This window comes from Microvirga arvi, assembly GCF_016892765.1.
Taxonomy (GTDB): Bacteria; Pseudomonadota; Alphaproteobacteria; order Rhizobiales; family Beijerinckiaceae; genus Microvirga; species Microvirga arvi.
This window is the reverse complement of record NZ_JAFEMD010000094.1, coordinates 1-12,481: the sequence shown is the minus strand read 5'-3', so window position 1 is coordinate 12,481 and position 12,481 is coordinate 1. Positions and strand designations below refer to the sequence as shown.

At 59.9% G+C, this 12,481-nt stretch carries 11 protein-coding genes; 5 read left to right on the top strand and 6 right to left on the bottom strand.

Annotated elements, in window-relative coordinates:
• The coding region (locus tag ILT44_RS28265; RefSeq protein WP_204242946.1) for an alpha,alpha-trehalose-phosphate synthase (UDP-forming) at window positions 1-1,216 on the top strand (1,216 nt) is incomplete at its 5' end.
• 130 nt (window positions 1,217-1,346) lie between these two features.
• Here the strand turns inward: ILT44_RS28265 and rsgA are convergent.
• On the bottom strand, window positions 1,347-2,393 hold the full coding sequence (gene rsgA, locus ILT44_RS28260) for a ribosome small subunit-dependent GTPase A (protein WP_239468599.1): 1,047 nt from the start codon (window positions 2,391-2,393) through the stop codon (window positions 1,347-1,349).
• A 275-nt stretch (window positions 2,394-2,668) separates the two neighbouring features.
• Here rsgA and ILT44_RS28255 point away from each other — a divergent pair, with 275 nt between their 5' ends.
• Window positions 2,669-4,558, top strand: a complete 1,890-nt coding sequence (locus tag ILT44_RS28255) for an AI-2E family transporter (protein ID WP_372441277.1) — start codon at window positions 2,669-2,671, stop codon at window positions 4,556-4,558.
• A 123-nt stretch (window positions 4,559-4,681) separates the two neighbouring features.
• A complete protein-coding gene (locus ILT44_RS28250) occupies window positions 4,682-5,731 on the top strand; it encodes a YihY/virulence factor BrkB family protein (protein WP_204242943.1) in 1,050 nt (349 codons plus the stop codon).
• Window positions 5,732-5,883: 152 nt separating this feature from the next.
• Here ILT44_RS28250 and ILT44_RS28245 read toward each other — a convergent pair whose 3' ends face one another.
• From ILT44_RS28245 to ILT44_RS28230, 4 genes are all read right to left on the bottom strand, one after another.
• Window positions 5,884-6,300: a DUF1236 domain-containing protein gene (locus ILT44_RS28245; protein WP_239468598.1), complete on the bottom strand. Its 417-nt coding sequence runs from the start codon at window positions 6,298-6,300 to the stop codon at window positions 5,884-5,886.
• A 383-nt stretch (window positions 6,301-6,683) separates the two neighbouring features.
• A complete protein-coding gene (locus ILT44_RS28240; RefSeq protein ID WP_204242941.1) occupies window positions 6,684-7,907 on the bottom strand; it encodes an alpha/beta hydrolase in 1,224 nt (407 codons plus the stop codon).
• Between the two features lie 170 nt (window positions 7,908-8,077).
• A complete protein-coding gene (locus ILT44_RS28235) occupies window positions 8,078-8,389 on the bottom strand; it encodes a TFIIB-type zinc ribbon-containing protein (RefSeq protein WP_204242940.1) in 312 nt (103 codons plus the stop codon).
• Window positions 8,390-8,822: 433 nt separating this feature from the next.
• A complete protein-coding gene (locus ILT44_RS28230; protein ID WP_204242939.1) occupies window positions 8,823-9,044 on the bottom strand; it encodes a DUF2934 domain-containing protein in 222 nt (73 codons plus the stop codon).
• Window positions 9,045-9,370: 326 nt separating this feature from the next.
• Between ILT44_RS28230 and ILT44_RS28225 the strand changes: the two genes are divergently transcribed.
• Both ILT44_RS28225 and ILT44_RS28220 read left to right on the top strand, forming a co-directional pair.
• Window positions 9,371-10,102 (top strand): PRC-barrel domain-containing protein, encoded by a 732-nt coding sequence (locus tag ILT44_RS28225; protein WP_204242938.1) that lies wholly within the window; start codon window positions 9,371-9,373, stop codon window positions 10,100-10,102.
• A 153-nt stretch (window positions 10,103-10,255) separates the two neighbouring features.
• Entirely contained in the window at window positions 10,256-11,398 is a 1,143-nt protein-coding gene (locus ILT44_RS28220; protein WP_204242937.1) for a sensor histidine kinase, read from the top strand.
• 332 nt (window positions 11,399-11,730) lie between these two features.
• On the opposite strand, the gene ILT44_RS28215 is transcribed toward ILT44_RS28220, so the two are convergent.
• The gene (locus tag ILT44_RS28215; RefSeq protein ID WP_204242936.1) at window positions 11,731-12,000 is read right to left on the bottom strand and encodes a hypothetical protein; all 270 of its coding nucleotides are present in this window, start codon (window positions 11,998-12,000) and stop codon (window positions 11,731-11,733) included.
• Window positions 12,001-12,481: the final 481 nt, after the last annotated feature.

Here is a 12,481-nt window from a genome sequence, read left to right as displayed (position 1 = left end):
GCTGACGGTGATCACGATCACCCGAACGAGTGATCACGGTCGCGTGGAACTACCGATCACCATCCCTGGAATGCGCAGTTTGTCCGAGTTCTCGCGGGCTGACTACGCAGGGTACTTGCGGGTGAACCGCAGTTTCGCCAGTGCCCTGGCGCATCTGATCCAGCCCGACGATCTCGTCTGGGTTCACGACTATCACCTCATCCCGCTCGCGAGCGAACTGCGGGCTGTGGGCATAACCAACCCCATCGGGTACTTTCACCACATCCCCTGGCCGGCTCCCGAAGTGTTTGGAGCTCTTCCAGGCAGTACAGAGCTCCTGCGCGTCATCCCGGACTATGATCTTGTAGGTGTGCAGACAGAGCGCGATGCCGACAACCTCAGACGCAGCCTCGTCCAGGAACTTGGCGCAATCCACCGCAGGGCCGATCGTCTCGAGGTGGGAAGCCGACGTGTCCGCATCAAAAGCAACCCGATCGGCATTGACGTGAATGGGTTCCAGCAAGCAGCCCAACGCTCTGGGTCAAGCCGGATTCTGAAGCAGACGATCACTGGCCTGGGGTCCCGCAACCTGATCATCGGGGTTGATCGGCTGGATTACTCAAAAGGCATCCCTGAGCGCATGGAAGCGTTCGAGCGCTTTCTGGTCAGCCATCCGGAGCAGCGGGGGCAGGTAACCTATCTGCAGATCGCCCCAACCAGCCGCAGCGAAGTGCCCGAGTACGCGACCCTCAGCCGAGCCGTGAATGAGACGCTGGGGCGGATTAACGGCTCCTTGGGTGAGCCAGGCTGGGTGCCGATCCACTACGTGACCAGCTCCTATTCACGCGCAGTCCTTGCTGGCCTTTATCGGCTGGCCCGGGTTGGACTTGTAACCCCCATACGGGATGGGATGAACCTTGTGGCCAAAGAATACGTGGCAGCTCAGGATCCGCAGGATCCCGGTGTTCTCATTCTGTCGAAGTTTGCCGGAGCTGCCGAGGAGCTCACTGACGCACTCATCGTCAACCCCAACGACAAGGTCGAAGTGGCAGAGGCCATTCAGCAGGCGCTGCACATGAGCCAAGAGGAGCGGGTCGCCCGCTGGCAGGCGATGTTGAAGGTTCCGCGAGCTACCGATGTTTCACGATGGGCGGCAGCATTTATCGACGATCTGGCTGGCAACAAGACAAGCAGAGCCCGCAGCATAATGGCGCTAGCCAAGAAAGAGGGAGGATGATCGCTAGGAGCCGAACAAAGAGCACCGTGGGATCTGTTGCGATGCTACCTCTGTGTCGGGTCCAGTGTGGCCAAATCTATCAACTAGCGATCGATATGGTGCGTAGGTGAGCAGCTCGACCAGTCGTCGTTCAGCGCCTCTTACTTCGACCAGCAGTGGCACTGCCGCCACGCGACCCGCTGTAGGTCGACGTGTTACTGCTTTCCTCAACCAGCTTACGCCAACGGGTCAGACGCTCCGGGTCCAGCACACCTGCGGCGATGGCTCCTTGGACGGCGCAGCCGGGTTCGTGGGCGTGAGTGCAGTCGCTGAACCGGCAGAGAGGGGCAAGCTCGGAAATTTCGGCGAACAGGGTCTCAATGCCAAAAGCCGCATCGCTGATACGGAGCGTGCGCATGCCCGGCGTGTCAATCACCCATCCGCCACCTGCAATGGCATGAAGCGAGCGGGAGGTTGTAGTGTGACGTCCCTTGGCGTCGTGTTCGCGAATTCCCCCCGTTTGCTGGGCCAGTTCCTGCGTCGGGCCTGCTAGAGTGTTCACCAACGTCGATTTGCCGACACCTGAGGATCCGACCATCGCCACTGTCTGCCCCACACCGCACCACGGGGCTAAAGCAGCTGCGGCATCTCCGGATCGGGGGTTTAAAATCACGACGGCCAGCCCACGTTGCAGCGCCATGGCCTGCTGTTCATAAGCCTGCGCATCTGCCGCCGTGTCAGCTTTGGTCAGCAGGATGACCGGATTAGTTCCAGCCTCATTCGCCAGTGCCAGATAGCGCTCCAGCCGGGCGGGGTTGAAATCAGCATTGCATGAGGTGACGATGAACAGCGTATCGACATTGGCACCAGCGAGCTGCGGGGTCTTGCTGCCTTCGGTGCGACGCTCCAGCACTGTCTTGCGGATCAGTCGGCGATGAAGCAGCTGGGTTTGAGGGTCGGCAATCACCCAATCCCCCACGGCAAAGTCGCCGGTCTGGCTGTGAACCGGAAGTGTCAGACCGACTGGCCCGGTTCGGGATATGGCAGTCAGGCGGGCGCGGTGAACCGTGGCAATACGATATGGGGCGAGATCTGCCTCATGGGGCTCAAGCTGATCCTCGAAGAAATCAGACCATCCCAGACTTGAAAGCGGCACGGGGCAGGCAGCGTCGGAGTTATCTGTCACAGGTTTTCTCAATTTCACGATGTCACATTCGTGGTCAACGTCCTTTGGAACATAAGAGTAGCGCTAACAAAACACCCCTCGGCGAACGCGGGTCGGTCGCTTCCGACTGTCAATGACCGGACTCAGGATCGAAACAGCTCTGTACGCGTTATTGTTAAGCGCCGGATTGAAGCTCTTGACTCCAGGCGGCCTAGGAACCCCCATCAATGTCTGTCCTAAAGCGAAAGAGTTCCGAGCGGGACCTGTATGCCTCGGAGCCCTCAACGGGCGGCATCGGCGTCGTCGGCATGATCGCCCTCGTCATTGCAGGCCTGTTCGTTGGCCGGGAAGTCTTCGTTCCGGTGGCTCTTGCGATCCTCCTGAGCTTCGTGTTGGCACCTTTGATCCGGCTCCTGCAGAAACTCCACGTGCCCCGTGCTCTCGCAGTTGTCGGGGTCGTCTTTGTCGCCTTTGCTGGGATTACCGCACTCGCCACCGTAATGGCGACGCAGGTCACCCAACTCGCCGGAGACTTGCCGCGGTATCAGCTCACGATGCGCGAGAAGGTGCAATCCCTGCGCGGGTCCACTGCGGGCAGCAGCGCCCTGGAGCGCGCTGCGGACATATTGCAGGATCTCGGCAAGGAACTCGACAGGCCGCAGACTGACGCTGCCCGGCCGGCTAACCCGTTGACGCCAAGCACCGCGCCCTCGGGCGAGGTGAAGCCTATCCCGGTCGAAGTGCGCCAGCCCGACCCCGGTGCTCTTCAAACCCTGGGAGCCTTCATTACCCCGCTCATTCACCCCCTTGCGACCACCGGGATCGTGATCATCTTTGTGATCTTCATCCTGCTGCAACGTGAGGATCTACGGAACCGCCTGATCCGCCTTGCGGGCTCGCACGATCTCCAGAAGACGACTGCCGCCCTCGACGATGCTGCAGGCCGCTTGAGCAAGCTGTTCCTGACGCAACTGGCCCTGAACGCGGCCTTTGGCGTCGTCATTGGTGTGGGCCTGTTCTTCATCGGCGTGCCAAGTCCGGTTCTCTGGGGCATCCTCGCGGCAATCCTGCGCTTTGTGCCCTATATCGGCGCTTTCATCTCGGCCGCCTTCCCGCTCGCGCTGGCGGCGGCCGTCGACCCTGGCTGGTCGATGCTGCTGATGACTGCTGCGCTGTTCATCGTCATGGAGCCAGTGGCGGGCCACGTGGTCGAGCCCCTGGTTTATGGGCACAGCACGGGACTGTCTCCGGTGGCGGTCGTCGTCGCGGCGACGTTCTGGACTTGGCTCTGGGGTCCGATTGGATTGGTGCTCGCAACCCCTCTGACGGTGTGCCTGGTCGTACTCGGCCGGCATGTCGAGCGGCTCGAGTTCCTGGACGTTATGCTGGGCGACCGCCCGGCGCTTTCGCCGCCGGAGATCTTCTACCAGCGCATGCTGGCCGGCGATCCGGCGGAGGCGGCTGATGTCGCGGAAGAGTTCCTGAAGGAGCGCTCGCTTTCCGTCTACTACGATGAGGTCGCTCTGGCGGGATTGCGGCTCGCCCGGGCCGATGCGCTTCGCGGCGTCCTTGACGAAGCGCGCCTGGAACGCATGAGGGGCACGGTCGAGGAGTTGGTGGACGACCTGTCCGATCACCCGGATCAGGAGCCGACATCCGGTCGGACGGTTGATCCGGAGGCAGCGGCCGCCGTCGACGCCAGCGCGGAAGGGCTTGGAACCGCCGATCTTCCCGTTCTGGCGCGGGAGGATCTTGAGCCCCGCTTCACGGGTGAGACGCCGATCCTGTGCATTGCCGGCCAAAGTCCGGTCGATGAGGCGGCCGCCCTGATGCTGGCGCAACTCCTGACAAAGCATGGGCTCAACGCACGCGTCGAAGGCGCAGCCTCGCTGTCAGTCCAATCGATCTCTCGGCTTGAGGCTGCGGACACTGCCGTGGTTTGCCTGTCCTTTCTCGACGCCGGCAGCCCGGCGCACATGCGCTATGCGGTGCGTCGCCTGCGCCGGAGGATGCCACAGGCGAAGATCCTGCTGGGATGCTGGGTTGCCGATGCCACAATTGCCGAGGGCCTCCGTGAGGCCGCACGGGCGGATCTTGTCGCTTCGACATTGCGTGCAGCTACAGCCCTGTGCATTGAGCTCGCCAGACGAGACACAATTGGATCGTCACAAGCCGTGACCACGGCAAGCGCTGCATGATGCTGTCCTGTTTGGAGGGTACTGCCTCGCTCTGCTCAGCGATCTCTGTCGAGGTCCACTATCATCGTATCTTCCACTCCTCTTCTACTTCAGGTCATTTGAGAGGGACAGGCACGGTGCCTCATGAATGACCATGCAGCGACTGAACACGCTGAGGACTGGCGCTCCCATGTCGGCGAGGAGGCCAGCTCCGGCGGGCGATCAGACGATTTAACCCGCGCTGGTGAGCCGGGCCGAGGACGGGAGGCCATTACACCCACGGACATTCCGACGCGCGGCTGGAAGGATATTCTCTGGCGCGTGTTCTGGTCGATTCCGGACGACCGCATCCTGTCCACTTCGGGAGGGGTCGCGTTCTTCGCCCTGCTCGCCGTCTTCCCGGCGATTGCCACAGTCGTATCGCTCTACGGGCTCTTTGCCGACACCAGCACGATCCGGGGCCATCTTTCGCTTCTCGCCGGGATTCTGCCCGGCGGCGTGCTGGAGCTCATCGGAGAGCAGATCACCCTGATCATCACCCAGGACAGCGACGCACTTAGTCTTGCCTTCACAATAGGTTTTCTGGTGGCGCTCTGGAGTGCGAATTCGGGAGTTGCAGCCCTCTTCGATGCTCTCAACGTGGTCTATGGCGAGAAGGAGAAGCGGAGCCTGCTTCAGTTCTATTCTACCACGTTCCTGTTCACCCTCGGCATGATCAGTGTCGTCATGGCGGCCATCGGCACGGTGGTGGTCGCGCCCATTATCTTTAGCTTCATGGGCTTTGTGACGCCAGCCGAACAGTTCCTGGCCGTCCTGCGCTGGCCCGTACTTCTCATCATCGTTTGTGCGTGGCTGGCTATGATCTACCGCTACGGTCCTAGCCGCGAGGACGCCAAGTGGCGCTGGGTGACCTGGGGTAGCGTCATGGCAGCTGGGCTCTGGCTCGGGGCGTCGATGCTGTTCTCCTGGTATGTCGCCAACTTCGACAGCTACAACAAGACCTACGGCTCGCTCGGTGCGGGTGTCGGCTTCATGGTCTGGATCTGGCTGTCCGTGGTGATTGTTCTGCTTGGCGCTGAGCTCAACGCTGAGATGGAGCACCAGACTGCCAAAGACAGCACGGAGGGCCCATCTAGCCCGCTCGGGTCTCGGGGCGCCAATATGGCGGATCACGTCGGCGCGTCGCACGCCTGAGGTCGGCACACTGACAACGCGCGATTTCATGGGAGACAGGCCGACTGAAGAGATCGCGGCGTTCAGTGTGTTGCAATGGCAATGGACGAACGCATGGCCGACATGGCTAAGGGCGGCTCAACAGCCGCCCTTAGCCATGCCGCAGTCAATGATTATTGAATGATCTGCACGATCTGACGAGTGCGAGGATCTACGAGAACTGGGGTCTGGTTCACATAAGTGTAACGATAACCAGGCACGTTATACTCCGCAGGAACTTCATAATAGTTTACGCCAGTCTCAGGGAGAACAGCGCCAACGCGGATGTCTGACTCGTAGCGATAGGACTGAGGTACCTGCGTCACTACATGCTGACGGAATTGCGGCTGCTGGTCTCCGATGATCCCTCCGACGAAAGCGCCGCCCACTGCGCCAACGGCCGCACCAATCGGGCCACCCACGATAGCGCCGCCGACTGCGCCAGTCACTGCACCCGATGCGGCACCACCAGGAGCGTTCGTCTGCGCGAACGCAGCGGCCGGTGCGAGTATTACAAGAAGCGCGCCAGTGAAAATTATTTTATTAAACATAATCAAACTCCAGAAAAACAATTGCAGCATCAGGCCGCAACGTCCACTCTAAAGCTTAACCGATAAGCGGATCATTTGTTCCTCTTGACGGCATCTTAAATAACATCAGTAATCACCTTGAATTCTAACGCACCCACAAAGTCAAAAATCCATTCTTCTGAATTAATCTTCATGATGGCCAGGATTGTCCAACCATAATCTGCCGGAGCTGACATGGCGCTCAAAAGTTTGGCGGTGCAGCACGAACGGGGATAATCGCGGAGCGCAGCCGGGCAGCACTCCAAGCGGCGATCACCCGCGGCTGGGGTGGCATGGAGCGGACGCGCTCGTTCCGAGTTGCTGCGCCACAGTGACGGGAGCGCCGGCACGAGCGAAAAGGAACGTCAGGGCATTGGCGTCACAGGAAGCGTTTGCCTTAACTCCTGCACGTGCCCGACCAGGCTTTCTCTTGTCCGAGGATCGACAATGGCAACCGGTGCCGCAACAACAACCCCTGCCGCCCTTCCGACCGAAGACGCCAGGCCGGTGGTGGCACCGATGATCACATCGCCCACGCCAACCCGGGAGTCGGTCAGGACCTGCCCCCCCGCAAGCTGCCGACCGATGATCTGAACGACCTCAGGGCTTTCTGCAAACTTGCCATGGTTCAGGATATCGCCGGAGTTCAGCTTGGTGAGGTTGAGAACCGTGATGTTCGATTGGCGCAGATCAGTTCGGTAGGGTTCCTGATCTGGGTCGATGGCCCCCAGCCTGACAGAACCGCCCCACACCCGGCTCGATATGGCGAGAGCTCGGTCGTCCTGGGACACGAGAAGCGTGACGTTCGGGCGGTTGGGGCCCATGTTGCTCACGGCCTCCCGGGCAAGATCCACATCGACATCGGGCGCGGCGAGCACGACATTGCGGATCTTGGGAGTGACTCTGCCGTCCCGGATCGCCATTTGGCGCAAGGCTTCGAGGGTCACGACATTGCCCATCGAGTGGGCCAGAATCGAGATCTCACCCACGGCTGGATCCTTGGCCAAGGCCTTCAGCACGTTCTCAAGCGCGTTGCGGGAATAGGTGCTGCTTTCACGATCATATCCGTAGGCCAGGACACTACCCCGGGACGGCCAGGTGAAGAGCACCGGAACGACCGGTGCGCGGGAGTCATGGATGATCTGGGCGAAGCGGAAGACCGCGTCATCAAACCGGTTGTTGAAGCCATGGATGAAGACGAGGACGCGGCGCTTCGGGACCTTGGCGACGGCACGACTGAACCAGGCCATCGCCTGCTTCTGGTTGATCACGTCCGCCTTGAGCGTCACGAACTCGGTTGCAGGACTGCCTGGAATGCGGCTCGGCCACTGCACCTCCCCTACCCTGCGGGCGCTTTCCGGCGGGATCGAAACCGTGATGTTGGCGAAGGCCAAGCCTGGCCCACGGGCGCCGGAGAACATCTCGGAGGGCTCGGTAGGACTACGCGTGGTCGCAACCATCATGTCGACTTGGCTCGCCCCCGGAGCAGCGGCAGGAACCGGGACGAGAACGCCCCTGAGGGTCGAACAACCGCCGAGAGTGAGTGCGAAAGCAAGGCATACGCAGAACTTGAGGGAGGCTGAGGTCATGAACGGGTCCGGCGCCGGTGATGGCGGTTATTTCGATAGCACATGCAGCGGCTTTCAAGACCGTCTCCTTGCGGAGACCATTGGGCGCACCGCAGATTGATCCAATCGCCTGACCCAAACATACAAAAGGCCCCGTTGCGGGGCCTTGCTCATTCATCCTCCGAAGCGTCTCAATCGAACAGTTCTTCGAGAAAGGACTTCTTCCGCTTGGGGTGGCCGTGCTGATGGTCGTGCCCGTACGGCTGGGTGTGGCTCCGCTCGTGGCCCTGATGATGCTGTGCGTTCAGAAAGCTGGGTTGCTGTGCTGGGGCAGCAGCGGATGGCGCATCCTGGGCGCTTCGCTGGATAATCTTGTCGAGTTCCCCGCGGTCGAGCCAAACACCCCGGCATTGCGGGCAATAGTCAATCTCGACGCCCTGTCGTTCACTCATCACGAGCGACACACGACAAACGGGACACGGCATACCGGCGGCGCTGGTCATAGGCGGGCCTCCTAGGGCATAGAATAGAATGACAAGCCCGGATCTCCAATGAGTCTTGCAGTGGCCAGACCCGGGTGCTCTCGATGCGGTCCGACATCACAGCCACATGGGAGTGCCTGTCAGAGGGGCCCGAGGCTGCTACGATCAAATGGGCGCACAGAGAGCAGCCTTCAAGTCGGACCACTTCCGGCACTCCATTCCTTGGGCCCACGATCCTATCTGATGAGCAAGGGGAGCACAGAGGCAAAGGCTAACGCGGCAACGTAGGGAAATACCCGAAGCGACCCTAGCAGGTGCTCTATGTGTTCCATTCAGCGTCTTGTCAGAGCATCAGATCCGATCCCTAGGACGACTGGGAACTCAAATCGCTAGCTTGATTCCAGGGGGCCTATGAGGACGGGTTATCAACCCTAGCCTGCCGCTTCTCCAGAAATCACACCTTGCCTGGGCCATCCGACCCGGAGCCGCTCCTGGCGGAGGGAGCGTTCGCGGTGACGCCTCTACTGGTGTCACTACTGCTGGCTTCACCCTTCAGCTCACGCTCGGCTTGGCGCCAAAACTCTGCCTCATGACCTACCGACCGGCCGTGCTGCTCCCAAAGCTCGTAGGCGCGCTGTCTCACCTGGCCTTCAGTACCATTGGTGTTCGGCTTCATCTCAGTATCCTTCCACTGCTAATATGCTGGAGCATACGTGCCAGACCGCGGCTTATTAAAGGCCGCCTATAAAATATAAAAATAATCATAGTTTGTCGATTCTCCGTCTTGAGGCAGATAAATCGTGTACGATGTCTAGCTAATAACTACGTTTCTCATTGAGAGCGCTGACATAACACTGCTGCGCATGGAATGCTAAACTGACGCAAACTTACAAAGATTGCACCAGTATCGAGATGCCATTCACTGATTATTAAGAATTTACCACGTGGTCTGACAGACTGTCCGGGGCTTGGTAGCTCACTTTCCTATAGATCGGACCACCTATGAAACCGCCAGCAATTCTCCTTGTGGCCGCCCTCCTCAGTACGCTCGGCGTCACACCGGCCATGGCTGACTGCCAGATCGCAGACGCCAAGCTCGAAGAAGCCATCCTGCAAAGGCCAGAGCTCCGCGGGAAGGCTAATCGCCAGACGGTTCGTGACCTGCGCAACTTGCGTGACGCCGCAATCACCCTCCGGTCTTATGGACGTCATGACGATTGCGAGCGCCTCCTGGGCAACATCCGTGAACTCCTCGCTGGCCCTCCGATGAACTCCTTGGGCGGTAACGACGAGGAGGATGCCGAGAAGCAGATGGGAGCACGCCAGCCAAAGATCCAACGGGGCGCTGTCCAAGGACGTCGGGCCGACAAGGATGCCAAGCCGCTCATCAACATTGATGAGCTTGCCCCAGGCCTGAGAGCAGACCAGATCATCGGCGCCGAGGTGCGCAGTGCCGACGATAAGATCGTCGGCGAAGTCCGGAACGTCGTGTTCGGCACCAAAGACCGCCGAGATTACGCGATTGTGGCCTCAGGAGGGTTCTTCACGCCTGGCAAGGACAGCATTGTTGTCCCGATCCGTTACTTGAAGGTATCCCAGGAGCGGGACAGCTTCTTCCTTCCCATGCCAGAGGCGAAGGTAAAGAATATCCCGCACATGCCCGATCAGGACTACAAGTGGCTGTCGGACGAGGCATGGCGCAACTGGAACGACGCCCTCTTTGCGCGACCGTAACGTGGGTTGCTGCACGGCAAGACTGGTTGCTCACTCGCACAGAGCTTGCATGCCGATCCATCCGGAATGGCCTTGCCACGCCTCTCTTGCGATTGCCGCGGCGGGACATGCTCACTGCTCGTATTCCCAAATCCATGTGCCACGAGGATCGCAATGAACGAGTTTCAGGAGAATATCGCGGACACTCCCGAACCAACCCTGGCTGAACGCCACATTGAAGCGGTTCGTGAGCAAGGGGGGATGTTCGCTGAGGCCGTGCAAGTGGCTCGTCTCCCGATGCTCGTCACCGATGCCACCCTGCCCGGCAGTCCCATTGTCTTTGCAAGCCAAGCGTTCATTGAGCTATCGGGCTACACTGTGGATGAACTGGTCGGACAAGCTCCCCAATTCATGAACGGCCCAGAAACGCATCCTGAGGCTATCCGGCGCAACCAGGCTGCGCTTGCGGAGGGGCGGAACGAAACGCTGGAGAGCCTTCAGTATCCAAAGGACGGCAGGCCATTTCGGGCCATGCTGTTCGCCAGCCCCTTGGGTGATGGCCAAGGCAGCATCACTAATCATTTCTTCTCCTACCTTGACATCACCCGGCGCTCCAACGCCGAAGCAAGGCTTCGTGCTCTGACCCTGGAGCTGGAGGAGCGGGTAGCAGCGAGAACCCGCGAGTTGGAAGCCACCAACGGAAGGCTGACTAAGCTTGTTTCGGAGAGGGAGATGTTATTGGTCGAGGTCAATCACCGGGCCAAGAACAGCCTTGCCATTGCCGCGTCACTGCTCGCCATCCAGGGACGCCGGCAACCGGACCCGGCCGTACGGGCCCTCTTTGAGGAGGCTCAGGATCGCCTTACCGCAATGGCTCGGGTTCATGACCTGCTCAGCAAGTCGGAAAGCTCTCAACGCGTGGACCTTGCAACCTACGTGACGGACCTCTGCGAAGCACTGAAACCCATCACTGAGAACGACAACCGCATCCGTTTGGAGCGGACCACGGAGGACGGCGTCCTCATTGAGGCTGACACGGCATTCTCGCTCGGCATCGTGCTGACTGAACTGATTACCAATGCCGTGAAGTATGCGTTCCCGGCCCCGAGATCGGGAACGATCCTCGTTCAGGCCCGCCGCAAAGAATCCGGGCATGTCGAGTTGCTGATCCAGGACAATGGCGTCGGGATGTCCAGCCTTCGGGAGGGGTCCCTTGGTTACGGCCTTATCCGGTCTCTCATTCGGCAGATCAGTGGCAACCTTGATATACGCAGCGATGGCGGGTTGACGGTGACAATCTCGTTCCCGGTCTCATAATGCGTGCCCAAGCAGGCGCCAGAGCGAGCGAACTGGTGACGTAGGGCTACGACACGTCACGGGTGTAGCTCTCCTATGTCCGGAACACACGAGACCATCACCTTAGCCCAGTCCTTCCATTCGGCTGGAGCCCATGCGTTACCTCCATCACTAAGGCTGGTGCACTATTACGGAGGGACAGGCTGATAGTCCGTTCTGGGTCATGCAGGGACGTAGAGCAGGAGCCCTTGAAGGTCCGCTCTGGCCACCAACGCAGAAATCAAACCGACGTCTGCCCCAAACGCGACCTTACTGCAGCACGCTTGCAGGTGGCCAAGAGTTGGATGCAGTTCTTACAGCATGTGTGCTTCCTGAACGCTTTTCCTGAGCGCCTGCTTTGCGTCCGCCTTGCGGGAGTTCTTGGGTGCTCCCGCTTTCTCGGATCGGCAGAAATCGACGGCTGCCTCAAGGAAGGCTTGGCGGGCTTGTGAATGTTTGCTCACGGCCTTGATCCAAGGTTTGTCCGCAATGAGCGTCACGAGCCGTTCAGGCATCAGGCGGTGCTTCTCCTCCGCAGCCACCATCCGTTCATAGGCGTTCAGTAGTTTCGAAGGATTGGCCATGCACACCCCAACAACGATACTCCGCAGGCCGGAGATCTCTCCAGACCTGCGGGTCACCTTTTACTGCAGATCGATCTAGCGATCGTTAAGCTGGGACGACGTTCTCGGGCCGTATGCCAGAATCAGTCTCAGACTGCTCACGTGGTGAATGCCGCCGCAACTAAGTTACAATCGGCACGCTCACTCAAGAATGTTTAGCGGACGCCCTTTGTTACCCCATGCGTTACCCTAAGACGGGCGCTAAGAATGGGGCTCGATCCGTCGAAAGCACTAAACCCTTGCCGGTTAAGGGTTTAAGGTGGTGAGCGCGCTGGGACTCGAACCCAGGACCCTCTGATTAAAAGTCAGAGGCGCTCTTCCGACCTTAGGATCAACGTCACTTCTAACGGAATGATGCTCCCATCAGAACCTCACCGAGTGGCACGGTTCGTCCGCGAGACCCGTCAGTCCCAAGCTGCAGAAGGGGATCAGTTCCTGCCGT

Bases quoted from the DNA above. Each gene is read 5' to 3' on its own strand.
- ILT44_RS28255 (WP_372441277.1), top strand. From the start codon at position 2,669: ATGATCGCCCTCGTCATTGCAGGCCTGTTCGTTGGCCGGGAAGTCTTC.
- ILT44_RS28250 (WP_204242943.1), top strand. From the start codon at position 4,682: ATGAATGACCATGCAGCGACTGAACACGCTGAGGACTGGCGCTCCCAT.
- ILT44_RS28245 (WP_239468598.1), bottom strand. From the start codon at position 6,300: ATGTTTAATAAAATAATTTTCACTGGCGCGCTTCTTGTAATACTCGCA.
- ILT44_RS28240 (WP_204242941.1), bottom strand. From the start codon at position 7,907: ATGACCTCAGCCTCCCTCAAGTTCTGCGTATGCCTTGCTTTCGCACTC.
- ILT44_RS28235 (WP_204242940.1), bottom strand. From the start codon at position 8,389: ATGACCAGCGCCGCCGGTATGCCGTGTCCCGTTTGTCGTGTGTCGCTC.
- ILT44_RS28230 (WP_204242939.1), bottom strand. From the start codon at position 9,044: ATGAAGCCGAACACCAATGGTACTGAAGGCCAGGTGAGACAGCGCGCC.
- ILT44_RS28225 (WP_204242938.1), top strand. From the start codon at position 9,371: ATGAAACCGCCAGCAATTCTCCTTGTGGCCGCCCTCCTCAGTACGCTC.
- ILT44_RS28220 (WP_204242937.1), top strand. From the start codon at position 10,256: ATGAACGAGTTTCAGGAGAATATCGCGGACACTCCCGAACCAACCCTG.
- ILT44_RS28215 (WP_204242936.1), bottom strand. From the start codon at position 12,000: ATGGCCAATCCTTCGAAACTACTGAACGCCTATGAACGGATGGTGGCT.